Raw genomic sequence first — 25809 nt, 5'->3', positions numbered from 1 at the left:
CGCGTCGTCTCAGTAAAGCCTACGAACGACTGACTCGCATCGACGAAGCTTGGATTTACATCGCCATGACTCGCATCATGGTGAATCGTTTGGCTTGACGCGATAATTTCCAAACAGCTTCTTAGCCAGCAGCCAGTAAATGCATGACCTTTGGTAAAGATAATTAACGCATTTAAACCCGATTGCTCAAGACATGATGCAAACAATAACGAAGTATCCAAACACGTTGCCAGACGGGTTTCTGCAATTTTTGAAGGTAAGCGTACTCGCTGTCCTTCTGCTTCAAAACTAGCTGGCGGGGTTGTATAGCTGAGATCTAATTTACATACTGCACTCCATAATGCACTGACAATAGTCCCTACGCGTCGGGGACTATTGGAATGATAGCCTTCAATCGAAGCTGACTGACCACCGGCCTCAAGCATCTTTGACGCATCGCGTAAAATAGCTTGAACCGCTGCATCATTAGGCTGTACAAAGGCCGCTAGAATTTCTGGCAATATCCGTGTGCCCACCCATTCATCTTTAGCTAATAATTCAACTTTTTTAGTTTTAGTATCAAGTAATTCAGTTCCTGACCTTAGGGAAAACGTCATTTCACCCTGTAGTGATTCGTGAATAGCACGCAAAAAATCGGCATTTAGCTCAACTCTGATATCCTCTAAAATCACTTGCGTATCAGCGGGAAGCTTATCGATGAACCAAGTTCGCTCAATAAGAAAACCGGGCGTGCTGGTTAAAACTAATTCAAGATCACGAAAACTCTGATCGCTATAATTCCTTAACTCAATTTCTGTGATTAAGGGTAAGGAATTTTGTTGAAACGCTAGGTTTAGCTTAGGAATAACAGAGATTAAAATAGCTATTTTTTTATCTGACATAATGAAGATCCATAGATTTTGCTGAAGTGCTTTTTCATTAAAACAAGTATAGGAGTTTAGCAATCGAGGCGCTGTCAGATATTTTCATTGAATATGATAACCAAACAGAACTAGTACTCAGTCAATCTTGATGTGTGGGATAAGTACCCACCCTGTAAAGGAATTTACGTGATGAGGGTGTTGGTTTGGCTAAGCAATACATAATGCGGTTCACGAATGAAGAGAGTACAGTTTTAGAAGATGTGATTTACAAGGGAAAAGCAGCGGCGCACAAAAGGCTTCATGCCCAAATTTTGCTCAAGGCCGATGTCAGTGACGCAGGCGAAAAAAGGACCGATAGCGAAATCGGTGAAGCCTTAGGCCTTTCAACGCGCACTGTTGAACGCGTCAGGCAGCATTTAGTACCAGAAGGGTTGGAGGCGACGCTCAACCGGGCCAAACCGCCGCGGGTCAGAAGTCGGGTGATTGACGGCGAGACTGAAGCGCATCTGATCGCGCTGGCCGGCACGAACGCGACTGACGTGCGTAGTCGCTGGACCTTACGCTTGCTGAGGCAGCGTATGGTGGAGCTGGGCTATGTGGCGAGGCAAAGAACCGAAGTCTCCAGAAACCGGCACCCAAGCGAAAGCCCAGATCAACCTTACCGGCGAAGAATCGCGCATCATGCCGAGCGCCGACGGCTTCATACAAGGCTATAATGCACAAGCTGCCGTCGATATCGACAGCATACTGATCATCACCGTCTTGCTCACCCAATACACTAACGATAAGCAGCAAGTCGAGCCGATGTTGAGCCAACTGAAGGCTTTGCAAGACAATTTCGGCAAGCCGGAAACACTGCTGGCCGACTATGACTATTTCAGTAACAATAATATCCAGGCCTGTATGAAGCAGAAGATTACACCACTCATCCTATGCGGCCGCGAAGCCCATCACCTGCCACTGGAACAGTGCCTGAGGCTCGACGCGCCGGAACCTGAAACGGCTGATACGCTGGTCAAAATGGACTGGAAACTCAAAACCCAGAGTGGTGGTGCGCTTTAAGGTAAACGCAAAAGCACGGTTAAGCCGGTATTTGGAATCATTAAGCAGGTGCTGGGCTTTCGTCAATTCTCGCTGAGAGGCCTCAACGCCGTAGCGGGTGAATGGAAGTTCGGGACGATGGCCTTCAATTTAAAACGGATGCATGTGTTGGCGGCAGGATAGCGGGGCAAAGAACCAGAAATCACGCTTGTCTGGGCAGAATTGAGATTGTTAGGCTATTTCAATGTGAAGTCGAGATATTCGGTTAACAAACAGAAGAATTGATGCCGTCAAAAATACTTATTGGCAAAACAATGATCAGGATATGCAACTTGTCCGACAGGCTCTTAGTGACATTATAAATTTGCCTCTAGATGTGTCCTGGTTAATTAAACCATTACAAGAGTCAGTCGCGATGGCAACGGATTCACCGTTCTTGATGCGATCGTTGACGAATCCAATAACGTCCGAAACCGTGTTGTCTTGCAGTTTTCCAACGCCCCAAGCACCCATCTTTATACCCTATGCATTACAAGCAATGATTCTGATCTATTGCAATTTTCCCTTCAGGACAACAACCGAAACTCGCCGATAACGACCGTCTGTTATCTAGCTCTAACTAGTCGAGAAAACAGTTGCTATGAAAGGCAGTTTTGGGTCGGGCTTTACCTTTCAATAGTTAGCTATTATTCAGTTCTGAACGTCCGCTTTCGTTTCCTTTGAGACTTTAGAATTAAGTATCATCCACATTTAAAATGATCATTCTCGGCGGTTATTCCAACCAGATTTTGCACAAATCGGCATAATTTTAAAATCAGTGAATCAACCCAGTTTTGCACAAATCAGAATAATTTCGCTATGATGAGATTTCGTTTTACCCTACCCGATTTTGCAAATAGCCGTATTATTAAATCCCGCCTATTGTTAGCTGTATTACTGATGCAGTACTACTGGTTTCCACGACATAGTAAAGAAGGCTCCAAACGTTTCCGTATTAACTGTAACTACTATAGTCCGGGCAGCTGCCTTTTTTAAGGGATCATAAGCCATAGCCTGTGTGATCTTTTCAAGCCCTGCTAAAACATCGTATGGGCGCTTAGGCGAAACCGTGGTACCGCTTCAAATCAATGCTAAACATCGCATTTTAGTGCACAAATAATACGCACCGTCAAAAATCAATCAACACCTTAAAGCAAAGCACAACGACTTGGAACTACTCTCAACTTATGCTATCCTATTGATTATAGGGAGATAAAAGGAGTTTAAAGTAGTAAGCTATGGACTTTTAATGCGATGGTCATGCGTTCGAATCGCATGCGACCCACCACTTAAGTATTTGAATTACAAAGAAATCAACAAGATTGCCCGTCGAGTTGAAGCAACATAACCGCAGTTAGGCGCAAATTTAGGCGCACTTCTGCATTGTTTTGCTCAATGAGGTGGCGTAATGATCCTAAAAAACTCCAAAATAGTCCAATATTTGATTGGCAATCATTGTCGATTATTTGGCTGCACCCACAAAAAACTATTTCAATTTGATACCAGTTCGATAGCTAATGCTTTTGGAAAATGTTATCAATTCCTTACGTTTGGGGGAATTGCATAATGGCTTACATTCGCACATTATCAAGTGGCAACTTTCGTGCAGATGTTCGCATGAAAGGCATCGTCAAAAACAAAACCTTCTCTTCCCAAGCATTCGCTCAAATCTGGGCGGATAAAATCGAACACAATATCAAAACCATTCCTAATCTGGATCAAGTGCAATTGCTGGCGCTGTCCGAGGCCGATATTGATGGCATGGGCGGCGAGGAATTATTCAAGCAGTTAGGCGTTGATCTATTTGCACTCCGTAATCAGACCCGGTTAGAAGCCATCAATGCCCTAAGCAAAAAAGATTTACTGCAACTATCCCCACAAGAAATTGAATGTATGGGCGGTGCTGAGCTGTTTTTGCAAGCCGGTAAACGCATACGCTATAAAACCTTTCGTGAAGTCTGCAATGAATACCTGTCACGCTGGAACAAGAAAGATTATCAAGGCCAGATGCAGCGGATTGATTACTGGTGCAAAGTATTCGGCGACCGCATTATGACCGACATTGATATTTTCGATCTTCGCGAACATATCGACAGCATGACGGATGAAGGCCAACGCGCCACGACCATCAACCGCAAGAAAGCTGTGTTATCCAGCGTCTTTAAGTTCGCCTTGAGCCGTGGTTACGTTGATGTCAACATCGTTCGTAATGTCGTCATTGATGATGATACCAAGCGCCGGGATCGGGTGTTAAATGACGACGAGCGGCAGAGATTAATCAAAGCCTGTCAGGAATCGCACTGGGATAAGCTTTATCTGTTGGTACTGATGGCGATGACCACTGGAGCGCGTAAAGGTGAATTAATGAACTTGCGCTGGGGCGATGTGAGTTTTAAAGACAATACGGGCTATTTAGGCAATACCAAAAACGGCTCCAGCCGGGAACTTCACTTTGCACCGGTCGTAATGATGGAGTTGAAACGTTTTCAAGAAGTCGACACAGGCTTGATATTCCCTTCCGAGGAAAAACCCAGTCAGTCAATGGATTTCCGCAAAGCCTGGAGCAAAGCATTAAGAATGGCGGACATTTCTGAAAAAGACATACTTAATGCGGATAGCAGCGTCAAGTTGGAAAAATTCACTTTCCATTGCTTGCGGCATGGCTTCTGTTCGGCGCTGTCCGACTCCGGCAAAGAGATCAATCAAATTGCCAAGCTGGCAGGCCATAAGAGCATACAAACCACGATGCGCTATATACATCAAGGCCGTGACCAAAAACGCCTGATTGTAGATGAATTAGCGCAAGCATTTAGCTTATAATTCATTTTTGCCAGTCTATCCCGTCGGAGAAAAGCGGAGTCATTACCTGACTGGCTAACTATTCTTAATGACTTGCACTTTAATGGAGCGCATTTAGTGAAAGATCTTCAAAAGCAAATTGAAGTATTTAGAAATAACATAGAATCCGAATTTTCTAGGGATTTTGCAGGGTTAAAAAAAAGATTCGAAGAACTAATAATTCAAGCTGATGAACAGCTTAACGCTGCGAAAAATATACTCGATGAAAAGCAGAACGCTACATATCCGGATGCCGCTTTAATTGATTTGCTTAGCGAATACATAGAAATCTTAAAAACTGAAAATGAAATTTCAAATTTAACAATTGCCTTTCTTAATCTGGAAATTAAGCAGTACGAAGCTGTAAAAGTTTTTTCTGATTTAGGTTTTAAGTTTTCTGATATAAGTAGGGATATTAAAGAAGAGATGATTAAATTTCAAAAAAGTAAGATTGAAAATCAAATCAAGAAACTAGAAAAATATACAACAGGGACAAAAAATAGATCAGCAGCAAAACAACAACAATGGGCGCTTGCTCAACTGTATTTCGCAGAAGAAATTCCAAAGCATAGAACGCTACAAAGTGCTAGAAAAGCCGCAGCCAATAGAGCAGGAATTAAGGTTAATGATCGGCGCTTAATTGAAATGCTACCCAGCGAAAAATAATTTTCATGCGATATTGCAGTATTGCATTGTTACTTAGCATCTAGACACTGTTATATTGCTATTAGACAATTATATGAATTAAATCAATCTATTAATATTGCATTGTAGTCACAAACAACCCGCAAGGAGGGTGAAGCAATGCAAACACAAGCAACAACATCACTGAACGACATCGTTCCCTATCAATCTATTCCTGAGCGCTTCCCGCACCTATACAGCGTCAAAAGCTGGACAGCGTCAAAAGCTGGGCGTGGGCTGTCAAGCAACGTCACCACAATGGACTTGCCAGAGCCTTCCGTAAGGTCGGCAAAAATCTTTTTGTAAATACCCAAGTGCTGGCTGAGTGCATCGACGCACAGCTTTCTGATTGAATCGCATAACAAATGCGGTGCAAAGCCTTATTACATGGGGCTTGTAATCAATTAGGCGTAAATTTAGGCGCAATTTCCCCTATTTTAATCAAAAGACTTCAATTCGACGGGCAAACTCGAACGGGAAAAAGCGCCAAATAAACTGAGGCGATTATGAAAAGATTTTCGAAAGAAACAACCGCTCCCGACAGAACGGCACACCAACAACTATCGTCGAGATGACGAAAGGACTTTAAATGAACGAAGATAAAAAAACCGCTTGGTACTCTAATACCAAAGCGGCCAATTTTCATACCTTACAAATTTATTTTACCACAATTGCTTTTTGCATAAAGGCTGAATTTATTCGATTGACTGTATCGCTCTCAATTGGCGGGAGTTCTCTATGTTAGAACTCATTGAACTATTATGTAATGCTGGTTTGTCATTGGTTGCAATTCCCCCCAAAAGCGGCAAACCGACCAAAGCTCCGAACTACGAAGGCTGGAACCGCCAGCGAAACGCTAATAATCCCAAGGGCTATAGTAATAACGCGGCTGATTTTACCAACTGCAATGGCTTCAATTTTGGGCTTTATCATGGCGCTAGTCATACCTTGGCGCTTGATATGGATGATGTGGCACTGACGCGTAAAGTATTTGAGGACACTACCGACTTAGAACTACTGGCTTGGTTAGAAAATGATTTGCGCGTCGAGATTAAAAGCCCTAAAGCGAACCACGGTAAGCTGTTGTTCAAACTACCAACGGGCTTTGATGACACTGGACTTCATCAATTCAAGCATAAAGGCAAGGTTATCTTTGAATTACGTACCGGCAATTGCCAAGATGTTATTTACGGTAAGCATCCCGAAGGGGGTGAGTATCAATTAATCGGAAATCCAGCTGCAATCCCAGAAGCACCAGCTGTTTTACAGGATATATTGTGTTTCTGGGACGACTGGAAAGCTTGCTTTGATTCTGCTCTGGGTATCGATCCTGAACCGCCTGAAATCGCACCACAACAGCCACAGCAAGGCGAACACTTAGACGGTAGACGTGACCCTATAAAAGAATTTAACCAGTCTTATAGTATGACTGATGTGCTAATCAGAAATGGTTATAAATCTGTTGGCAAAGATAGATTCATTCGTCCCGGTAGCTCATCTAAAGCTCCAGGTGTGGTAATCATGCGAAATTGTTTGGACGGTATTGAGCGCGTTTATTCTCATAGTGGTGATGTTCTCAATGATGGCTTTGCCCATGATATGTTTGATTGTTACCGTGTGATTGAATATGGGGGGAATTGGGATAAGGCTCTTGCCTGGAATCCTGAGATTACTAAACATAATCAGCGATTGTTCATGCAGGAACAGGCTAAAAAAGGACAACAACAGCCACAACAGCATGAAAGCAACATAGCCCACATAAGAAAATACCAAGATCAATCTAAGTCCATAAGCAGAGTAGAAACCCCACTACCATTTAGCCTTAATACCTTTTCACTCAATGGTAATTCAAAAACTATGGAATTAAAAATGCTTGATGATGAATTTGTACTCGCCCGGATCGCTATATTGGGACAAGCAACGGCAATTTATGCGAAACCTAATACGGGCAAAACTTTGTTAATTTTATGGCTATTAATTCAGGCAATCATATCCAAGGCGATAAAAGGTGATGATGTTTTTTACATAAACGCAGACGATAGTTACAAAGGAGTTGTCCAAAAATTGAAATTAGCAGAACAGTATGGATTCAAAATGTTAGCACCTGGGCATTGCGATTTTGAATCCACGCGATTGCTTGAATATATGCAGCTGATGGTTAAGGAAGAATCAGCATCAGGAAAGATAATCATTCTGGATACATTGAAAAAGTTCACAAACCTGATGGACAAAAAAACAGCCAGTGACTTTATGAGAGGTGGAAGGGAATTTGTAGCTAATGGAGGAACGCTAATTCTTTTGGCTCACACAAATAAGAACAGGAATGGTGAGGGAAAGGTGATTTTTTGTGGTACGTCTGACATTGTTGATGATGTTGATTGCGCCTATACCCTGGACGAAGTAGAGGCGCATGGTAGCAAGAAGCGCGTTTTATTCGAGAACATCAAAAGCCGTGGTGATGTCTGCCGTGAGATCGCCTACAGCTACGCAGTAAAAGAGGGACAGACTTACAATGAATTACTTGATTCAGTTGAGGTATTAGACGAAGAAGCAGTAGAACAGGCGAGAAAAGGGAAAGCGATAGACGACAAGCTCAACAAAAACAAGACCGCTATTGATGCCATTATTGAGGCAATCGAGCTGGGCCACACACTCAAAACTGATTTACTGGAAGTAGCCCATAAAGATTCTGGTATCAGTAAATCTAAACTGTCAAGTGTGCTTAATGAACACACAGGAAAATCGCTGGAATGTGGCCATAGGTGGCAAGTCACCAAGGGTGATAAAAACGCCAAGAATTACTGTTTGCTAACACCTGCTAAACCCATTTTAGTAACAACTGTAGGAGATTATCGAACAGCAAAACAGGGCTAAGAGTGAAAAACGAAGGGTGTCTTTGAAAAACTGGAAATTTAGGAAGTTTAGAAAAACAGGAATTTGGGTAAGCGTGTGCATTGGCTTTTCTAGCCAGGCTTTCGGTGACATTAGCTATTGGGTAGGGATGGTATTTCCTCTGCAAGTACTGTTAATGCTTAGTTTCTCTAAATTCTCTAAAAACTTTAAAAAACTATACTTTTCTAATCCCCCTAAAAACTCATAAAAATACGCCAATGACTAAAAAGATCACCAGGAAACTGAATGCATTTATTATCAAAAGATCAAGAATCAACACAAACTGCCTGGTTAAAATGGAGTTGCAAACAGTTGGTTGAATTGCACCCACAACTCATTATTACAAACGAGATCAAAGTTAAGCCGGATGGCAGATTTTGAACCTTGTCGAGTGTGTATTTTAAAAGGAAATAAACATATGTTAAAAATTAAGCAAGAGAAGTTTTGTCAAGAGCTTGTGATGTGTGGCAATCAATCTGAGGCTTATAGAGTCGCCTATAATTCGGAAAATATGCAACCCGCGACGATACACAGCCGTGCAAGCGAGTTAATGAAAAACAGTAAGGTTAGGGCTAGGGTAAGTGAATTACAAGCCGCTATAGCAGAGAAAAACGCCATTACAGCCGATGATCTATTACAAGAGCTGGAGCAGGCGCGTCAACTGGCCTTATTGACACGACAGCCTTCAGCAATGATTACGGCGACCATGGGCAAATCTAAAATACTTGGTTTTGACAAAATCATTTTGTCGGGCGATAAAGATAATCCACTACAATTCAAAATAAATCAAATGTCCGAGGCTGATCTAATGGAGGCGGCGGGGCGAATTGCTGAACGATTGAAGAGAGATGTAAAGTTGATTTCCGGAGGGGATAGCCAAATAACGGCGCTTCTTCAAACAGGATAGGCCTAATACCCTCCCACTCCATCCAATTGTCCACCCCTATACCCCCATTTTTTCCTATATAGCCGACCCTTTAGCGCGTACATATCATGGAGTCTACAGACCTTTCAAAATAATTTTTAAAAAAATCGCACTAATAAAATGGTTAAAGAACAGGCTCTTGCGCTTGCTACGACTAACGGGCTTCAATTGCCCGCCGTAGTTCAGTCAATACGCAAGAGCTTGTCTACTCATGTAATCAATACTAACTAATCCGTCAAATATTGCTTAATTGCGTCATAACCACTCATTAATAGTCCGTTGTAGGCACTGATTGAAAAGAGAATAAAAAGAGACAATTAATTGCATACAGAACTGCATACAATGCAAAAGAAACAGCAAAATTCCCCAAAAGAAAATGGAAGGAAACAAGATAATGACAAGGCTTTTATACTAACATTACCCTATGGTTTTCATGAGGCAGGCATTTATAGAAGAATATCTTATAGACTGGAATCAACCGTTGGAATTTTTTATGGTTTTATTTAATACTGCCAAGATGAAATCCATAAGGCAGAACAACCCTCTTTAATGCTGGAAATATCCAGAACAATACAAAATAAACTCGCTATCCTGCAACAGGGACATTTATGCGATGCACTGGCTAAAAAATAACCAAGCCATGCTGGATAACGAACTGTACAAGGACGTTAAAGCCCTCGGAGAAACTCAAATCTGGCGGCTGAATGCTTGTGTGGCTTTGTTTTGGAAAATACAGCAGGTAAATAAAACTAATCACCCTCTATAATTCAGCACAAAATCGAAAACCATCAACCGGGACAGTTAAGAAAATAAATGGCCATTAAAAAAAGCGAACTTTACAGCTCTCTATGGAGCAGTTGCGATCAACTGCGGGGCAGCATGGATGCCTCACAATACAAAGACTACATACTGGTACTGTTATTTGTTAAATATGTGTCTGACAAATATTCGGGCGTTAAAGATGGGCCGATTGAAGTGCCTGAAGGCGGTAGCTTTAAAGATATGGCGGCCTTAAAAGGGCAAAAAGACATCGGCGAAAAAATTGACATCATTATTGCCAAACTAGCCGCAGTCAATAATCTTAATGGCGTAATTACCGTTGCCTGTTTTAATGATGAAAACAAGCTGGGTAAAGGCAAGGAAATGCAGGACAGGCTATCCAATCTCGTGGCCATTTTTGAAAACGAAAGCCTTAACTTCAGTAAGAACCGCGCCGATGGGGATGACATACTCGGTGATGCTTACGAATATTTAATGCGCCACTTTGCCAGTGTATCAGGCAAAGACAAAGGGCAATTTTACACGCCGGCCGAAGTGTCGCGCGTGGTTGCTAAAATTGTTGGCGTAACGCATGACACCAAGCCGGAAAAATCAGTTTACGACCCGACGTGCGGTAGCGGCTCGTTACTGTTGAAAGTGGCGGATGAGGCTGACCGAGGCCTATCCATTTACGGACAAGAAAAAGACAATGCCACCACCGGCTTATGCAAAATGAACATGATTTTGCATAGCAATGAAGATGCCGAAATAGCACCCAATGGCGACACCCTGACCAGCCCTTACTTTAAAGACAAACAACGCAGCCTGAAAACCTTTGATTTTGCCGTTGCCAATCCGCCTTTTTCGACCAAATCATGGAGTCACGGCATCAATCCGGCGGATGATGACTATAGCCGGTTTAGCTTCGGAATCCCGCCCGAAAAAAATGGAGATTATGCGTTTTTACTGCATATCATTCGCTCCCTTAAGCCCAACGGCAAAGGCGCGGTTATTTTACCGCACGGGGTTTTATTCAGAGGCAATGCGGAAGCGCGAATCCGTGAAAACCTGATCAACAAAGGTTACATAAAAGGCATTATCGGTTTACCCGCCAACTTGTTCTATGGCACCGGAATCCCCGCTTGCATTATTGTTATCGACAAAGAAAACGCAGTCGCTCGCAAAGGTATTTTCATGATCGACGCGGGCAAAGACTTTATTAAAGACGGTGATAAAAACCGCCTGCGCGAACAGGACATCCATAAAATTGTCGATGTATTTAACAAACAAATCGAAACACCGCGTTATGCGCGCATGGTGTCCCTGGATGAAATCGCAGGCAACGGCTACAACCTCAACATACCGCGCTACATCAACAGCCAGGAACCCGAAGACCAACAAGATATAGAAGCGCACCTGTTAGGCGGCATACCCGACAGCGATATAGACGCGCTTAACGATTATTGGGCGGTTTGCCCGACACTACGCGCTGATTTATTTACCGCCAGCAACCGCCCCGGCTATAGCCAGCTTAATACCGCTGAAAATGAGATAAAAACCACCATTTATCAGCATCCGGAATTTGCCGCCTACAGCCGGCAAATACAAAACACCTTTAGCGAATGGCGAACACGGCAAACGATTTTTTTAAAGGCGCTGCAAGCGCAATGCAAACCGAAAAACATTATTCACCCGTTATCAGAAGATTTACTCGCCGCGTTTGCTAACACACCGTTGATAGATCAATATGACGTTTACCAGTCGTTAATGACTTACTGGCTGGAATCCATGAAAGATGATATTTACCTGATCAGCGAAGGCGGCTGGAAGGCAGAATTAACCCATGTGCTGAATAAGAGCGGCAAAGTCAGCGAAATAATCTGCGAGTTAATCCCCAAGCCGTTAATGATTAACCGTTACTTTAAAAAAGAACAAGCCGCAATTGACGCCCAGGAAATCAGCAAAGAAAAGATAGTCCGGCAAATGGAAGAGCTACAGGAAGAGCACGGCGGCGAAGACGGTTTATTCGCTGAAGCGATCACCGACAGCGGCAAATTAAGCAAAGCCAGCATCACCGAACGGCTTAAAAACCCAATAACTGAGTTAGATGCTGAGGAGATAACACAACTAAATGCCTACCTGAAATTGCTTGAACAAGAAACTAAAGTCAATAAACAGATAAGAGAAGCCACGGCAGCGCTCGATAATCTTGTTTTGACCAGATACCCAACTCTATCCGAAGATGAAATAAAAACCCTGGTCGTCGATGATAAATGGATGACTACGATTGCCGAGGCTGTTCACGCAGAAATGGACAGATTATCGCAACGTCTGACTGGGCGCATCACCCAGTTAGCCGAACGCTTTGCCATGCCTTTACCTGCTTACATTAATGAAGTGGAAACCCTCGCCGCCAGCGTGGACGAACACCTGAAAAAAATGGGGATCGTATGGAACTGAGGCCGGGGTACAAGCAGACCGAGGCGGGGGTGATTTTAGAAGATTGGGATGTAAAACAACTTGGGGAAGTCATTGAAAAGATTGTTGGGGGTGGAACTCCTAGCCGCTCAATCCAGCATTACTGGGGGGGAGAGATTCCTTGGGTGACGGTGAAGGACTTCGCAACTTTCAATCCACGCCATTCACAAGAAGCGATTACCAGAACAGGTCTACAAAACAGTGCATCGCACTTGATTCCAAAGGGAACGCTTATTACCTCAACAAGAATGGCGCTTGGTAAAGCTGCCGTCTACGAAGTGGATGTTGCAATAAACCAAGACCTCAAGGCTCTCTTCCTAAAGCCAGTGCTAAAGACTCAATTTCTTCATTATTGGTTTCAATATCATGAGAAAATAATTGATGATATGGGGAGCGGTAGCACTGTAAAGGGCATTTCTTTACCCGACCTCAAGAAAATAGAATTTCTTCTTCCTACACGCCCAGAACAAGAAGCCATCGCCGAGGCGTTGAGCGATGCGGATGCCCTCATCGAATCTTTGGAGCAACTCATCATCAAGAAACGCCACATCAAACAAGGCGCGATGCAGCAGTTGCTCTCCGGCAAAAAACGCCTGCCGGGGTTCAGTGGGGAGTGGCAGGTGAAAAGGTTGGGGGATGTGGTCGAGATTGTGAGCGGCGGGACACCGAAAACAGGCGTTTCTGCGTATTGGGACGGAGACATCAAGTGGTGTACACCCACTGACATCACGGGAACTGCTGGGAAATACTTATCCGAAACTGCAAGGACAATCTCAGGCGTCGGCTTAGCGAATTGTTCCGCTCGCCTACTTCCCGCTGGTGCTCTCCTTTTGTGCAGCCGTGCAACAATCGGCGAGATCAAGATAGCCACCGGCGCGATATGCACTAACCAAGGCTTCAAATCGTTGATTTGTGGCAAAGACGTAAGCAACGAATATCTCTACTACCTGCTGCTCACGATGAAGGCGCGAATAGTGGAGAAGGCTATCGGCTCCACGTTTCTCGAAATCTCAAAAAAAGATGCATTCCTGTTGGAAGTTTCCCTTCCGCCAATAGATGAACAAACCGCCATCGCCCAAATCCTCACCGACATGGATGCAGAAATCGCCGCTATCGAAGCGCGCCGCGACAAAACCCGCGCTATCAAACAAGGCATGATGCAGGCATTGCTTACCGGCAGAACGCGCTTGATATGAGCACTACAATAGGCAGACTGTTTTAAGCAGAAAAAATATGACTAGAAATGAAAAGAAAATCTTAAAAACAGCGATTAATACCGTAACCCACCATAATAAAAATATTTGGTGGGAACTTAAAAGAGAAATTTTTGACCACGGATTTCAGCCTCATTATTACTGGCAATCAGAGTTTGAAAATATTGCCCATCGAGTCATTAATAAACTTTCCGATGCCGATAAACAACTACTATTTGCTGAATGGAAAAATGCAAAACCGCCCCGCACTGTAAAATCAGACGAAGAAATTTTAAATGCTTATACTCAGCTTATTATTGAAGAAGTCGTATCAAGAGCAAGCGTGGCAGCCAATCGAACAGAAAACTGGTAAATCACAATGAAAGCCTGTCATTATTGGCGGTTCACTCGAAGACAATAGCAATGATTTTCGACCTGATGTAACCCATACTGACCCGTGATATAAATCGAGTAAATTCGCCTAAAATTAAGAGTCATGTAAAAACAAGGGGAAATCATGTTAGAAAAAACAATTAACATCTCATTTTCAATAAAAGAAAACTTATTGCTGTCATTACGGGAAAGCCAGGAAGAATTTACTCAAGACCTGCGCTTTTTATCCGCGTTAATGCTTTACAGAAAAAACCGCTTGTCATTAGGCAAGGCGGCAGAGCTGGCAGGCTATAGCAAGCTTGATTTTATTGAAAAGCTAAAACTGGAAAAAGAACCTGTTTTTGATTACAACGCTGATGAAATGAATGAAATTTTTGCCGACGTTAAGTTGGTGCCATGAAAGTGGTTGTTAATACGACCCCTATTATTTCCTTAGCCTCTATAAACCATTTACCTGTATTAGAAAAACTATTCGGCAAAATTATTATTGCTGAGGCGGTTTATCAGGAAATAAAAGCCAAACAAAGCCATGCTTATCATGAAATAGAGTGGCCTTTTATTGAAGTGCAAAAAATTGAAGGCTATTTATACAAAGAACTATTACTCAACCAGCTGGATTCGGGCGAAGCAGAAACCATTATTTTAGCTAAAGAGATTGACGCTGATTTTGTCGTTATTGATGAAAATCTTGGCTATAAATTTGCCAATAATGCCGGACTAAAAACAATCCGCACACTGTCAATTTTGCTTAAAGCCAAAGAGAAAAACATTATCAGCGAAATAAAACCATTATTGGATGAAATGATCATTAAAGGACGCTGGTATTCAAATAACGTCTATCAAACCTTTTTAGAACGCGCTGGCGAGTTATGAGTGACATCGACGAAGCTGAACGCATGACTCAAAACCGCGTCATTACATTGTTTACAGAACAACTGGGCTATGGCTATTTAGGTGATTGGCGGGACCAACAGCGTAGCAGTCCAATTGAAGAAGACCGGTTACGGAGTTTTTTACTAAGGCAACAACGTTATAGTGACGTGCTGATTGACCGCGCCCTGAAAAAATTTACCGCCTTGGTCTCCGACCAAAGCAAAGGCCTGTACGAAAACAATAAAGCCGTTTATGAGGCGTTACGTTACGGCATTAAAGAGCTGGACGAGACCCATCAGCTGACCAAAACCGTTGAGCTAATTAACTGGAATAAGCCGCTAAACAATGATTTTGCCGTTGCCGAAGAAGTCGCCTTTAAAGGCGAAAACATTAAACGCCCCGATCTGGTGTTATATGTCAATGGTATTGCACTGGGCGTTTTAGAGCTAAAAAAAGCCACGCAATCAGTAGCTAAGGGCATACGGCAAAATCTGGATAATCAGGAGTCGGTTTTTATTAAGCCCTTTTTTGCCACCATTCAACTGGTGATGGCAGGTAATGACGGGCAAGGCGTTCGTTACGGCACGATAGAAACACTAGAAAAATATTATTTGACCTGGAAAGAACCCTCTGAACATGAAAACTTGTTAACGCGGCATTTACTGCAACTGTGCAATAAAAGCCGCTTGATTGAGTTACTGCATGATTTTGTTGTTTTTGATGGCGGCACTAAAAAACTTCCGCGTCCGCATCAGTATATTGGCGTTAAAGCCGCCCAGCAATTTATCCGTCGCCGTGAAGGCGGCATTATCTGGCATACCCAGGGCAGCGGTAAAAGTTTAACCATGGTCTGGCTGACCAAGTGGATCAGAGGCTTTAACCCTGATGCGCGGGTGCTGATCGTGACCGACCGAATTGAGCTGGATAAACAAATCGGGGGCGTGTTTGCAGGGGTCAATGAAGTAATTTATCGCACTAAAAACAGTCAGGATTTAGCCAGCCGGCTTAATGCGACGAATCCGTGGTTACTGTGTTCTTTGATTCATAAGTTTGGGCGTAAAACCAAGACCAAGACTGATTATGATGAATTTATTGAACAGCTCAAAGCCAGTTTGCCGAGTAACTTTAAAGCCAAGGGTGATCTTTATGTGTTTGTTGATGAATGTCATCGGACGCAATCGGGTGATTTACACAAAGCCATGAAGCAACTGTTACCCAATGCCGTATTTATTGGTTTTACCGGCACACCGCTACTTAAAAAAGATAAACAAAAAAGCCGCGAGATATTTGGCAAATATATCCACACCTATAAGTTTGATGAAGCGGTGACTGATGGCGTAGTGCTGGACTTGCGTTATGAGGCGCGTAAGGTTGAGCAAAACTTGGGTTCCAGGGAAAAAATAGATGAATGGTTTGAAGCCAAAACCAGAGGTTTAAACGAGTCCGCCAAAACAAAGCTAAAACTACGTTGGGGAACCTTGCAAAAGGTGCTGAGTTCTAAAGACAGACTCGGCAAAATCGTTGCCGATATTATCCTGGATATGGCGCGTAAACCACGACTGGAAAGCGGCAAAGGCAATGCAATGTTGGTAGCGGGCAGTATTTATGAAGCCTGTAAATACTATGAGTTGTTTCAACAAGCAGGCTTTACTCAATGCGCGATTATCACCTCTTACGCACCTAAACTTGCCGATATAAAAGGTGAAGCGCTGGGAGACAAAGCCAAGACAGAAAATCGCTGGCAATATGATGTTTATCACAAAATGCTGAACGGTAAAAAGTCAGAAGTTTTTGAAGATGAGGTAAAAAAACAATTTATCGAACAGCCAGCAAAAATGAAGTTGCTGATTGTGGTTGATAAATTACTGACCGGATTTGACGCTCCGCCAGCGACTTATATTTATATTGATAAGACCATGCAGGATCATGGTTTATTTCAGGCAATCTGCCGTGTCAACCGCCTGGATGGTGATGATAAAGATTTCGGTTACATCATTGATTACAAGGATTCATTTAAAAGTCTTGAAAAAGCGGTCGGCAATTATACGCAGGATGCTTTTAAGGATTACGAACCTGAAGATGTTAAGGGTTTGTTAAAAAACAGGTACAAGCAAGCCCGTGAACATCTGGATAAGGCGTTAGAAGCTGTAAAAGCTTTGTGTGAGCCGGTTGCTCCTCCTTATGCCGCCGAAGATTATCGTCGTTATTTTTGTGGCAACAATCTTGCCGAAGATAATCAGGTTAAAGACAATGAGCCTAAACGCTTGAGCCTTTATAAGCACACTGGCTCGTTAATGCGCGCTTATGCTGAACTGGCTAATGAAATGCTTGAAGCCGGTTATAGCCCCCATGAAGCCGCGCAAATAAAAACAGACGTTAAGCATTATGAGGCGGTCAGTACGGATATTAAACTGACGAGCGGTGATGCGCCCGATTTAAAACAGTATGAACCGGAAATGCGCTATTTGATTGATACCTATATTCGAGCCGAAGACAGCGAAGTCATCACTAACTTTGATGATCTGACCTTAGTGCAGATGTTGGTTAAACAAGGTGAATCCGCAGTTAACAATTTGCCCCCGTCTATTCGTAAAGACAAAGAGGCTGTCGCGGAAACGATTGAAAATAATATGCGCAAGCTGATTGTCGACAAGAACCCGACTAACCCCAGGCATTATGAAAAAATGTCGAGACTGTTGGATGATCTGATTATCGCTTGGAAGAAAAAACAACTGAGTTATGGCGCCTATTTAAAGAAACTGGTTGATTTGGCCCGACAGACTGAGCAAACAAATGGCAACGATACGCCGCGTCCTGAAACACTGGTCACTAACGCGCAGAGAGCCTTGTATGACAATCTGGACAATAACGAAGCGTTGGCGTTAGAACTTGATGAAGCGATAAGAAACGTTAAAAAAGCCGATTGGCGAGATAATCCAGTCAAAACGAGGGCAGTTAGAAAAGTCGTTAAAGACCACGTTACAGAAGATAAAACTGAATACATATTTGAGTTGGTAAAAAATCAGAATGATTACTGAATCTTCACATCAAATTACCGTGGGTAAATGGGTGGTTAATATTGTCAGGAAAGACATAAAAAACCTGCACCTTGGCGTTTATCCTCCCGATGGTCGGCTGCGTGTGGCCGCGCCCTTAAAGGTATCAGATGATGCGGTGCGTTTGATGGTCATTTCTAAAATGGCCTGGATAAAAAAGCAGGTTGCTCAGTTTGAAGGGCAACAACGGCAATCCAAACGGCAATATGTTTCAGGCGAAAGCCATTACCTGAAAGGGCAGAGGTATTTATTAAATGTCATTTATCACAATACTGCGCCTAAAGTAGCCATTCGTAATAAAACCCATATAGACCTTTATGTGCATGCGGGGAGTTCTGAACAAAAACGCCAGAAAGTAATGGCAGAATGGTATCGGCAACATCTAAAAGAGCAAATACCCGCACTTATTGATAAATGGCAGGCAGTTATTGGTGTAGACGTTCGTGAATGGGGCGTCAAGCAAATGAAAACCAAGTGGGGAACGTGCAGTATTGCCGCCCGCCGTATCTGGTTAAACCTGGACTTGGCTCAAAAGCCTGAGAACTGTCTGGAATACATTATTGTTCATGAAATGGTGCATTTATTAGAGCAACATCATAATGATAAATTTACCACCCATATGGATAAGTTTATGCCGCAATGGCGTAATTATCGTGATGAGCTGAACCAGTTTGTGTTGAATTATGCGGATTGGAGTTATTGATAAATTGTACTGACGAAGGAAGTGCATTAATCGCGAATGATGCGCCTTGTTCCTCGACAAATTTATGGCCATTTTGTCTAAAATATCGGTTTTAGTCTTTTACTTACAATGAATTATAAATATAACTGCAATCTGAAATTTTAGTTATATAAATTGGAGAAAGTCGATGGCACTAAACATAGAACCAAAACAACAACTGGTAACGTTACTGGCAAAGCGCCTAATTAATCTGGAGTTTCAAATGAACAACAAGGATTGGTTAAGCAAGAAGGAACTCGCGGAGGTAAGGGAGAATTACTGGCAGGACAAGGACGCGCTAATGCAGTTGATACTGGCAAAGGCCAAAGAAATGAATTACCCGCCACCAAAGGACTGGCTGGACTCGAACCCGATGGGAGAGATCAACAAACTGTCGAACAACAAGATGGCGAGAACGGAAGCGTACCAGGACATCCTGGGGCAACTAATTATGATGTAATGAATAACCCTAATATCACCCTAATACCCGCGAAAAAAAGACCCGACATCAATAGGTTCTTGCTACCGAGATACTTAAAAAGCCCGTAGAGAGGCCGAGAGTGTAAAAGAATCTTTGTAAACCACCGTTAAATAAAATTAGGCATCCCGCCCTGATACATAGATACATAATCATAAACTGATTAATGGCGGGAGCACCGGCTTTAGTGGTTGTATCCAGCAAAAAGCTAGGCGTAAATTTAGGCGCAACAGTCAAAGTATAGCAAGGCAAAATCAAGCAATATCGAAACAACTTGAAACTGTGTATATATAAGGAGTAAAGTGTAGCTTCAGGTTGCTTCAATTCGTTGGTGATGCACTTTTAATGCGATGGTCATGCGTTCGAATCGCATGCGGCCCACCACTTAATATCATAAAAATCAATAAGTTACCTTCATATCGTAGCCGATTTTTTAATGCCATAAACTTTGTTACGCGAGATTTACGCGACATAGAGTCTCAACAGCTTGCTTCAACTCCTCAATTTCAGCCCTGCAATAGTGATCCGTGATCCGCGAAGATTTGTGCCCCAACAGGTCTTGCCGGTTTTCAAAACTCACCCCTGCCGCTCGTAATCGTCTGCCAAAGGTATGACGCAAATCATGAACCCGGCATTGGCACAAGTTTGCGCGCATACGGGCTTTGCGCCACGCATGGCCATTTATGCGCAAAATTGGATTGCCTTTAAAAGTAAAGACAAAGGCCTCATGGTTACCTCGTTGAGACTCAATAATCGCCATTGCCGTCGTGTTTAAAGGCACAATGCGATCCTCGCTATTCTTAGTCCGATGACCGGGCAGTATAAAATATTCAGGTTCCGAATTTCTTCACTCCACCGCAGGCCGGTTAACTCCGACTCTCTTAGCCCTGTGTTCAAGGCAAACAAGACCATAGTCTGTAGATGTGCAGGGAGTTCGCGCATCAAGCGCTCCTGTTCTTCTTCATTAATAGGATAGGGTTTTCGGTTATCTGACTTTAAAAACTGAATAAGGGGCGGTTCCAGTAACCAAGAATTGCCCAATTTATCCCGCCATAAGCGAGCAGCCAGAATCAGTACGCGACTGATAATGGCTAGGTCTCGATTGATAGTGCTGTTTTTGAGTCCTGACTTTTTTCTGGCCGAAATAAATGTTTCCAAAGTACCCATATGGATTTGTTCCAAAGGCAGGTCACCAATAAACGGTATTGCCGCCTTTAGCGTCACGGCATCTCTATCAAGGCTTTTCTTTTTTACGTCCTGAAGATATTTAGTTGCCGCTTCAATGAAGGTGTATGACTTTCTTTCACCGTAAATCAGCTGTGCTCTGAATTCCGTTATTCGTTTCACTAAGTAGCGTTCGGCTTCTTTAAGATCGCTAGTGCCAGTGCTTTCGTAAAGTCTCTTTCCTTTGATGACTTTGTTGATATGCCAGAGTTCGTTCCTTTTGGTGAGTCCCGGTGATCTTTTTGCCATTCTATGTTCTCCAGTTGGTGTGTATCGGGTTGTTCGCTGCGGCTTTTCAGGTCATCGACCCAGGCATCCAGATCAAGGCGATCAAAGGCGATGCCCTGAGTGCCGATTTTCATCTCGGTGAGCTGCGGTCTGACTTCTTGGTTAAAACGGTTTTTATCCATGCCCAAATAAAACGGCGCATCTTTAATGCGGATAAGGCGCGGCAGAAGTGGGGTGAATGTTTTAGAAGTTTTAAATGTTTTTGTGGGCATAAACTGCACCGGGTAAAGTTAAGGTGCAGTTCAATTACTATTTTCAAAAATGCGTGTTACCCGCGTTTTTACGGTTTTTTTGTTTCATTTTTTTTGTGGTGTTTTTTAAATGTTTTTTACCTTTCTTTTCGCCTTGGTTCGCCGTTTTGAAATGACAATATTCTGTGCAATTGGCGATTTGCCGATTTTGCCGAAAGTGTTTGATATTCTTTAAGCTTGCAAAGCTCTGTTAAAAACGAAAATTCGCCAGCGCCTGCCGCTGGCTTTTAAGGTGCCGCCGGTCATATAAGGCCGTAGTCTGAAGCTGCTCATGCCCGGCTAATTGCCGGGCAGTATTGACATCAACGCCCTGCTCCAGCAAACGGGTGACGAAGGTGCGGCGCAGATCATGCGGTGAAGAGGGCGCAATGCCCGCCGCTCGTGACCTGCGCCGCAACAGGCCGTAAACCTGTTGACCGTTCAGGCGAAGCTTGTAATCACATTCGCCGTTTTTCGTCAGGCGGCAAAACAGCGGACCCGGCCCAGCCCCGCGCTCGTGCAGCCAGCGCCTTAGCCAGGTTCTGGCCGCTGTCGGCAACACCAATTTACGCTGACGTTGGCCTTTGCCTTCGCGAATGATGAGTTGGCCGCTGCGGCGGCTGTAATCAGCCACCTTGACACTGGCAATTTCACTGCGCCGCAAGCCCGCATAGGCCAAGAGCGCTATAATGGCCGCGTCACGGCAACCGTGGCTGGAATCGTTTTCACAGGCTTTCAACAAGCGCTTGACCTCACTGGCGCTTAAGCGTCGGCCTGCAGGCAACGGTTTTCCCGGCATGCGGGGTATGGTTTGAATCCGCTGCCATTCCAGGGCCGGATACTGGCCGGACAAAAAGCCCGCTTTCAGGACGCCTCGAAGCGCTGCCAGGGTGGTGTTAATGGTATTGGGCGCTTTGTCAGTCCGGCGTAAAGCGGCCCGAATTTGAGCGACCTGCGCATAACGCAAGGTCAGCCACGGCATCTGTTCTAAAGGCCCCGTCCATTTATTCAGTAAGGCTGCCTGTTGCAACAAGGAACGCATCGACCGTCGGCCGCTGGGCGCCAGATTATCGAGATACAACGTCAAGGCGTTGCAAGCGTGCGACTGTTGACGTTGTTGTGTTATGCGTGACGTTGATTTGTTATTCATAGCGCAGCCGCCTTGCAGGCAAACCCTGATTCCGCCGTGATGTTAATAGGCATTAACATGATCTTCATAACAGCCCGTGCTCGGCAAAGGAGAACTGTTCCGCGCCGCCAATAATAAAATGATCCAGCACTTTTACCTCGACCAGACCCAAAGCCTCGATCAGGCGGCGGGTAATGGCCCGGTCCGCCTGGCTCGGTTCGGCCAAACCGGAAGGGTGGTTATGGGCCAGGATCAGCGCCTTGGCGTTGAGTGCTAAGGCGCGCTTCACGAGTTCCCTGGGGTAAACCATCGCGCCGTCAATGGTGCCCTGGAAGCAGCATTCGGCGGTGATGACCCGGTGCCGGTTATCGAGGAACAGGCAATAAAACACCTCGCGCTCCAGCAGCGCTAGCTCCAGCATTAAAAACTCCCGCGTCAGGGCGGGCGTGGTCAAGGCTTTACCGCGGGCAAACCGGCGCTGGATCAGCTTTCTGGCCATCGCCAGGATTTCTTCTGTACTCACCGGCCGCAGTACCTGAAAAAGGCCCGGGGTTTCGTGCGCCTGAAAGGGCTGAGTCATGGGGTATTCTCCGAACAAAGGACGCGACTTCGCCTGAGCCGGGCTGCCCATCAACGAATCACGTCCGGGTTTATAAAGACCTGTCAGCTAACCTAATAGTCAGCAACAGAGGAAAGAACAGAAAAAGCTGTCAATGAAAAAAAGGGCTTAGCTTTCTATGTCCAGCGCCTCGATATCCGTCAGGATGTCGCGCACATTGGTTAAGGCGCGGCGCAAGGTTTTGGCCGTATGCTTGCGGGGATCCAGGCGTTTGACGGTATCGCGCAGTTCTGTGACCAGCTCGATCAACTCCGGCGACCAGTCGACCGCACTGCCTGGAACAGCGCGGCGTTTATTGATCCGCTCGGGCGGGAGCGCTGCGGTTACTACCGGTTTTGCCGGTGTAGTTTCTGGGTCAATATCGGCTTTATTTGCCGGCACTTTTTCGTTTTTCTGGGTCATGGGTGCTCTCCAAAAGGATGAATGAACAAAATAAGAAAGGCAGAAGCGCTAATCGCGCGGGTCTGTTAAGGTTTACAGCTTGTCAATGATAAAGAAGTCAAGACTTTGGCTGGGCGGTTGGGCTTAAAGGTTTAGCCCGTATTACGAGAACGACTATGACGGTGATTGACTCTAACGGCCGATTCTAAGCTGACCATGAAAGCCTCAGCCAATACGTTTGTGAACGGCCTGATCAATACTCCTCCGGCAACAACAAGGTAGTGACGCTGCGGTCGGCTTCGGTGATGACCCACAGCTTGACCGGCGCCACGGCTTCATGCTCGGCTACTGGCGCTGCCAGGATATAAGCCGATAACAGCCGCGAGCCCTCCCGTAGGGCATCCTCGTTGGCCTGGGCATCTTCCGCGCAGACCTCGCCCCAGTCACCCCGCACATGACGGGCAAGCAATTGGAAGGGATTAACGTGGTAACGCTGCAAGGCCTCTTGCGCGCCCGGGGTGTAACACAACTCGCCGAGCTCAAAGCGCGGCAACGCCGGGTGGTTTGAATCGGATGGGATTTTCATGGAGGTTCTCCTGTTCTAAAAGATTTAAATAAAATAGAGGGCGGTAAACCCTTCAGTCATAGACAATCTGCCGCCTTATTTCGAAGCCGCTGTGATAACCACGGGATGACTTTACGTTGTTACTCGACATCTTCCTCTTCAGGCATGTCGCCCTCGTCGTCCCACTCTTCGAGCTCGTCCTCGAGGCCGGACGAATACTTGATAGCGGCAATCACGATCTGGGCGTACCGCTCTGACAATACACGCAGGCTATGCCCGGCCTCGGCACAGTGATACGACTCCGGCTGATTTAATAAGGGCTGATAAGTCTCGCTGGTGCTTGACAGACAATTGGCCAGCACGTGCAGGACTGGCGGCAGGGTTGAAAACAGTTTTATAAAACTCTCCATAAACAACAAGGGATAAAATCTACCAGGCCCGCCAAAAACCTTCGCGCACGAGAAAGCCTCGGCGATCAAAGCGGCTGGCTTAGGCGGGCAGCGTGAAGAATTCAGGGGCGATGGAGGGGATGACGTTGATTAATTGACATACTTATCAACGTTGATATATTATAATATAACATATCGAGAATCTCAAGCATAAGTTATTGATTATATTGATATAATAGATTACCTAGTGGAAAATATCTACCTCTTCACATTACGCATATTTGAATATTATCAGGGTACATAGTATGGTTGATAAATCGTAAGGTAATTGCTGAACATTCAAATTCTGGAATATGATGGTTTTTATTTTTGTTAATAAGAAACTGACAATCACAGACTATTGCTCAGTTATTCAGGCACCCAAAAATGCATTTTTTTTACAATTTTTTAGGCAAAAAAGTTCATGAACGAAATGATTAATAAAATTTCCAATCTGACATTCCAACGGGATCCATTAGGCCTTCGAATTCCTGCCGATATGTCGCGGTGGTGCTCTTATTCTCTTTGGACTCTTCACCAAGCCGTAGCGGTGTTATTAGATTTGGAACCCAATGAGAAATTTGAAGACTCTTTTTACACCCCCCGTGAATTGGATGAAATCTATGAGTGCCTTAAAAATGATATCTTGACCGATCACATAGAAGGCATTGTTGACGGGCCTTATATAAAAATAAAGCCTGAACTTTTTGTAAAATGGGCCGATGCTTTTTTTGCGAAACCGATTTATCTTCCCGTGCCTGTAAATTCTAGAGATCAGCGGATCGAAAAACTCAAAACGAATTTGGCGGAAATAAAGTTGAGTCTCCAAACAGCTAAAAGTAGGAAGGTCGAAACTATTACCGGTTATTGATTTAAATGGGCATCAACACCTGAAAATCTGGAAACTATCAGAGACAGGCTAATCCGCTATAAATTAATCGCAGACATCCCTAAAAACGAGTTTATTAAAGTATTCTGTTTTGGCGCTTCTAATCAAAAAATTGTTTGGCTGGGTACACTTGTGTCCTTGCGTTACTTTCTCGACGAACTAAAAAATAAAGGATTCATTGAAAACGACGATTTATTCGCCCAAGCCGAGAAGGTGTTCCAAAACCGTCGAAAGAATGGACTCGCTGAAATACAGAGAAAGGTTTTGTACGTATCGAACCAATGGAAATTTGGCGATCCTAATAAAACCAGCAAGCAAAAACTGATCGATTCGTTAATAATTGACCTTTGCTAAAGGTTTTGCCTCAACATACGTAAAAAGCATCACAGTTCAGGGCCAGAAAACCTGATTGTCGTGCTGATCTTCAGAGTTTGGTGTCATCCCTTCTTCCCACCCACCTTATTAAAAGTCGCTAGCCTGCATCCTATGAGATATATAAACCTTACTAAATAATCAGTCTGTGAACTATACGAAACATGAGCGCTTCGTTTTTCCCCCTAAAAAACCATATTTTTACAGCCATTCAAGTACTTACCTAATATTCATTAGCATCTTGGCTCCTCGCACGGACCCTGAGTCTTTAAGCTAAACGAAATCTCCTTTCCAGCTTGGCCACCATACTTAGCCTTAGCTAAGGCTAAGAAGCTGTTTGGAAATTCATCTTTTCGCCCATAAGGTATCAATTTTGATTATGAAATAAATAGTATGAGCACAAAAAACGGAAAAAACGTTACCCGAGTAATTTGAGTGAGGGGGCATGGCG

The 25809-nt window shown here is 44.2% G+C and carries 26 protein-coding genes and 2 pseudogenes; 19 read left to right on the top strand and 9 right to left on the bottom strand.

Annotated features, from left to right (window positions below):
- Positions 1-881 (bottom strand): annotated as a pseudogene (locus tag HUX64_RS20490) (hypothetical protein); the annotation flags it as partial.
- A gap of 203 nt (positions 882-1084) precedes the next feature.
- On the opposite strand from HUX64_RS20490, the gene HUX64_RS13860 reads away from it, so the two are divergent.
- The 18 genes and pseudogenes from HUX64_RS13860 (at position 1085) to HUX64_RS13775 (ending at position 19215) form a co-directional block, all read left to right on the top strand.
- Complete coding sequence (locus tag HUX64_RS13860) at positions 1085-1579, top strand: helix-turn-helix domain-containing protein (RefSeq protein WP_174626812.1); 495 nt, start codon at positions 1085-1087, stop codon at positions 1577-1579.
- Positions 1545-1925, top strand: coding sequence for a transposase (locus HUX64_RS13855; protein ID WP_174626811.1), 381 nt, complete (start codon positions 1545-1547; stop codon positions 1923-1925). The genes HUX64_RS13860 and HUX64_RS13855 overlap by 35 nt, the downstream gene beginning before the upstream one ends.
- 15 nt (positions 1926-1940) lie before the next feature.
- A pseudogene (locus tag HUX64_RS20485) lies at positions 1941-2087 on the top strand (transposase); the annotation flags it as partial.
- Between the two features lie 1422 nt (positions 2088-3509).
- Positions 3510-4763 (top strand): tyrosine-type recombinase/integrase, encoded by a 1254-nt coding sequence (locus HUX64_RS13845; RefSeq protein ID WP_174626810.1) that lies wholly within the window; start codon positions 3510-3512, stop codon positions 4761-4763.
- Between the two features lie 96 nt (positions 4764-4859).
- Positions 4860-5447 (top strand): hypothetical protein, encoded by a 588-nt coding sequence (locus tag HUX64_RS13840; protein ID WP_174626809.1) that lies wholly within the window; start codon positions 4860-4862, stop codon positions 5445-5447.
- A 138-nt stretch (positions 5448-5585) separates the two neighbouring features.
- On the top strand, positions 5586-5771 hold the full coding sequence (locus HUX64_RS13835; RefSeq protein WP_174626808.1) for a hypothetical protein: 186 nt from the start codon (positions 5586-5588) through the stop codon (positions 5769-5771).
- A gap of 432 nt (positions 5772-6203) precedes the next feature.
- Positions 6204-8339: a bifunctional DNA primase/polymerase gene (locus tag HUX64_RS13830; RefSeq protein ID WP_174626807.1), complete on the top strand. Its 2136-nt coding sequence runs from the start codon at positions 6204-6206 to the stop codon at positions 8337-8339.
- Between the two features lie 385 nt (positions 8340-8724).
- Complete coding sequence (locus HUX64_RS13825; RefSeq protein WP_174626806.1) at positions 8725-9264, top strand: terminase small subunit; 540 nt, start codon at positions 8725-8727, stop codon at positions 9262-9264.
- A 339-nt stretch (positions 9265-9603) separates the two neighbouring features.
- Positions 9604-9789 (top strand): hypothetical protein, encoded by a 186-nt coding sequence (locus tag HUX64_RS13820; RefSeq protein ID WP_174626805.1) that lies wholly within the window; start codon positions 9604-9606, stop codon positions 9787-9789.
- A 106-nt stretch (positions 9790-9895) separates the two neighbouring features.
- The gene (locus HUX64_RS13815) at positions 9896-10048 is read left to right on the top strand and encodes a hypothetical protein (protein WP_174626804.1); all 153 of its coding nucleotides are present in this window, start codon (positions 9896-9898) and stop codon (positions 10046-10048) included.
- A gap of 47 nt (positions 10049-10095) precedes the next feature.
- Complete coding sequence (locus HUX64_RS13810; protein ID WP_174626803.1) at positions 10096-12501, top strand: type I restriction-modification system subunit M; 2406 nt, start codon at positions 10096-10098, stop codon at positions 12499-12501.
- Entirely contained in the window at positions 12492-13715 is a 1224-nt protein-coding gene (locus HUX64_RS13805) for a restriction endonuclease subunit S (RefSeq protein WP_174626802.1), read from the top strand. The genes HUX64_RS13810 and HUX64_RS13805 overlap by 10 nt, the downstream gene beginning before the upstream one ends.
- A gap of 37 nt (positions 13716-13752) precedes the next feature.
- Positions 13753-14085 carry a hypothetical protein gene (locus tag HUX64_RS13800; RefSeq protein ID WP_174626801.1) on the top strand — a complete coding sequence of 111 codons (333 nt, stop codon included), beginning with the start codon at positions 13753-13755 and terminating at the stop codon, positions 14083-14085.
- Between the two features lie 144 nt (positions 14086-14229).
- On the top strand, positions 14230-14505 hold the full coding sequence (locus HUX64_RS13795) for a UPF0175 family protein (RefSeq protein ID WP_174626800.1): 276 nt from the start codon (positions 14230-14232) through the stop codon (positions 14503-14505).
- Positions 14502-14978: a PIN domain-containing protein gene (locus HUX64_RS13790; RefSeq protein ID WP_174626799.1), complete on the top strand. Its 477-nt coding sequence runs from the start codon at positions 14502-14504 to the stop codon at positions 14976-14978. Before HUX64_RS13795 ends, HUX64_RS13790 begins: the two co-directional genes overlap by 4 nt.
- Entirely contained in the window at positions 14975-18016 is a 3042-nt protein-coding gene (locus HUX64_RS13785) for a type I restriction endonuclease subunit R (RefSeq protein ID WP_174626798.1), read from the top strand. The genes HUX64_RS13790 and HUX64_RS13785 overlap by 4 nt, the downstream gene beginning before the upstream one ends.
- Positions 18006-18737 carry a M48 family metallopeptidase gene (locus HUX64_RS13780; protein ID WP_174626797.1) on the top strand — a complete coding sequence of 244 codons (732 nt, stop codon included), beginning with the start codon at positions 18006-18008 and terminating at the stop codon, positions 18735-18737. Before HUX64_RS13785 ends, HUX64_RS13780 begins: the two co-directional genes overlap by 11 nt.
- A 166-nt stretch (positions 18738-18903) precedes the next feature.
- Complete coding sequence (locus HUX64_RS13775) at positions 18904-19215, top strand: hypothetical protein (RefSeq protein WP_174626796.1); 312 nt, start codon at positions 18904-18906, stop codon at positions 19213-19215.
- 469 nt (positions 19216-19684) lie between these two features.
- Here HUX64_RS13775 and HUX64_RS19810 read toward each other — a convergent pair whose 3' ends face one another.
- From HUX64_RS19810 to HUX64_RS13745, 8 genes are all read right to left on the bottom strand, one after another.
- A complete protein-coding gene (locus tag HUX64_RS19810; RefSeq protein WP_246247035.1) occupies positions 19685-20014 on the bottom strand; it encodes a tyrosine-type recombinase/integrase in 330 nt (109 codons plus the stop codon).
- Positions 20005-20580 (bottom strand): hypothetical protein, encoded by a 576-nt coding sequence (locus tag HUX64_RS19805; RefSeq protein WP_246247034.1) that lies wholly within the window; start codon positions 20578-20580, stop codon positions 20005-20007. Before HUX64_RS19805 ends, HUX64_RS19810 begins: the two co-directional genes overlap by 10 nt.
- Entirely contained in the window at positions 20580-20957 is a 378-nt protein-coding gene (locus tag HUX64_RS19800) for a hypothetical protein (RefSeq protein ID WP_246247033.1), read from the bottom strand. Before HUX64_RS19800 ends, HUX64_RS19805 begins: the two co-directional genes overlap by 1 nt.
- 229 nt (positions 20958-21186) lie before the next feature.
- Positions 21187-22125 (bottom strand): tyrosine-type recombinase/integrase, encoded by a 939-nt coding sequence (locus tag HUX64_RS13765; RefSeq protein WP_174626795.1) that lies wholly within the window; start codon positions 22123-22125, stop codon positions 21187-21189.
- A gap of 64 nt (positions 22126-22189) precedes the next feature.
- Complete coding sequence (locus tag HUX64_RS13760; RefSeq protein WP_174626794.1) at positions 22190-22684, bottom strand: JAB domain-containing protein; 495 nt, start codon at positions 22682-22684, stop codon at positions 22190-22192.
- 147 nt (positions 22685-22831) lie between these two features.
- A complete protein-coding gene (locus tag HUX64_RS13755; protein ID WP_174626793.1) occupies positions 22832-23125 on the bottom strand; it encodes a hypothetical protein in 294 nt (97 codons plus the stop codon).
- 232 nt (positions 23126-23357) lie between these two features.
- Positions 23358-23633: a type I restriction endonuclease subunit M gene (locus HUX64_RS13750; RefSeq protein ID WP_246247032.1), complete on the bottom strand. Its 276-nt coding sequence runs from the start codon at positions 23631-23633 to the stop codon at positions 23358-23360.
- Between the two features lie 176 nt (positions 23634-23809).
- Positions 23810-24148: a hypothetical protein gene (locus HUX64_RS13745; protein WP_174626791.1), complete on the bottom strand. Its 339-nt coding sequence runs from the start codon at positions 24146-24148 to the stop codon at positions 23810-23812.
- A 373-nt stretch (positions 24149-24521) separates the two neighbouring features.
- On the opposite strand from HUX64_RS13745, the gene HUX64_RS13740 reads away from it, so the two are divergent.
- A complete protein-coding gene (locus tag HUX64_RS13740) occupies positions 24522-24968 on the top strand; it encodes a hypothetical protein (RefSeq protein WP_174626790.1) in 447 nt (148 codons plus the stop codon).
- Positions 24969-25809: the final 841 nt, after the last annotated feature.

Source organism: Candidatus Methylobacter favarea, assembly GCF_902806695.1.
In the GTDB taxonomy this organism is placed as follows: domain Bacteria; phylum Pseudomonadota; class Gammaproteobacteria; order Methylococcales; family Methylomonadaceae; genus Methylobacter_B; species Methylobacter_B favarea.
The sequence above is the reverse complement of the archived record's forward strand: the minus strand, read 5'-3'. Positions and strand labels throughout refer to the sequence as shown.

Bases quoted from the DNA above. Each gene is read 5' to 3' on its own strand.
- HUX64_RS13805 (WP_174626802.1), top strand. From the start codon at position 12,492: ATGGAACTGAGGCCGGGGTACAAGCAGACCGAGGCGGGGGTGATTTTA.
- HUX64_RS13855 (WP_174626811.1), top strand. From the start codon at position 1,545: ATGCCGAGCGCCGACGGCTTCATACAAGGCTATAATGCACAAGCTGCC.
- HUX64_RS13825 (WP_174626806.1), top strand. From the start codon at position 8,725: ATGGCAGATTTTGAACCTTGTCGAGTGTGTATTTTAAAAGGAAATAAA.
- HUX64_RS13755 (WP_174626793.1), bottom strand. From the start codon at position 23,125: ATGACCCAGAAAAACGAAAAAGTGCCGGCAAATAAAGCCGATATTGAC.
- HUX64_RS13790 (WP_174626799.1), top strand. From the start codon at position 14,502: ATGAAAGTGGTTGTTAATACGACCCCTATTATTTCCTTAGCCTCTATA.
- HUX64_RS13785 (WP_174626798.1), top strand. From the start codon at position 14,975: ATGAGTGACATCGACGAAGCTGAACGCATGACTCAAAACCGCGTCATT.
- HUX64_RS13815 (WP_174626804.1), top strand. From the start codon at position 9,896: ATGCACTGGCTAAAAAATAACCAAGCCATGCTGGATAACGAACTGTAC.
- HUX64_RS13765 (WP_174626795.1), bottom strand. From the start codon at position 22,125: ATGAATAACAAATCAACGTCACGCATAACACAACAACGTCAACAGTCG.
- HUX64_RS13740 (WP_174626790.1), top strand. From the start codon at position 24,522: ATGAACGAAATGATTAATAAAATTTCCAATCTGACATTCCAACGGGAT.
- HUX64_RS19800 (WP_246247033.1), bottom strand. From the start codon at position 20,957: ATGCCCACAAAAACATTTAAAACTTCTAAAACATTCACCCCACTTCTG.
- HUX64_RS13810 (WP_174626803.1), top strand. From the start codon at position 10,096: ATGGCCATTAAAAAAAGCGAACTTTACAGCTCTCTATGGAGCAGTTGC.
- HUX64_RS13860 (WP_174626812.1), top strand. From the start codon at position 1,085: ATGCGGTTCACGAATGAAGAGAGTACAGTTTTAGAAGATGTGATTTAC.
- HUX64_RS13780 (WP_174626797.1), top strand. From the start codon at position 18,006: ATGATTACTGAATCTTCACATCAAATTACCGTGGGTAAATGGGTGGTT.
- HUX64_RS13830 (WP_174626807.1), top strand. From the start codon at position 6,204: ATGTTAGAACTCATTGAACTATTATGTAATGCTGGTTTGTCATTGGTT.
- HUX64_RS13845 (WP_174626810.1), top strand. From the start codon at position 3,510: ATGGCTTACATTCGCACATTATCAAGTGGCAACTTTCGTGCAGATGTT.
- HUX64_RS13835 (WP_174626808.1), top strand. From the start codon at position 5,586: ATGCAAACACAAGCAACAACATCACTGAACGACATCGTTCCCTATCAA.
- HUX64_RS13795 (WP_174626800.1), top strand. From the start codon at position 14,230: ATGTTAGAAAAAACAATTAACATCTCATTTTCAATAAAAGAAAACTTA.
- HUX64_RS13775 (WP_174626796.1), top strand. From the start codon at position 18,904: ATGGCACTAAACATAGAACCAAAACAACAACTGGTAACGTTACTGGCA.
- HUX64_RS13800 (WP_174626801.1), top strand. From the start codon at position 13,753: ATGACTAGAAATGAAAAGAAAATCTTAAAAACAGCGATTAATACCGTA.
- HUX64_RS13760 (WP_174626794.1), bottom strand. From the start codon at position 22,684: ATGACTCAGCCCTTTCAGGCGCACGAAACCCCGGGCCTTTTTCAGGTA.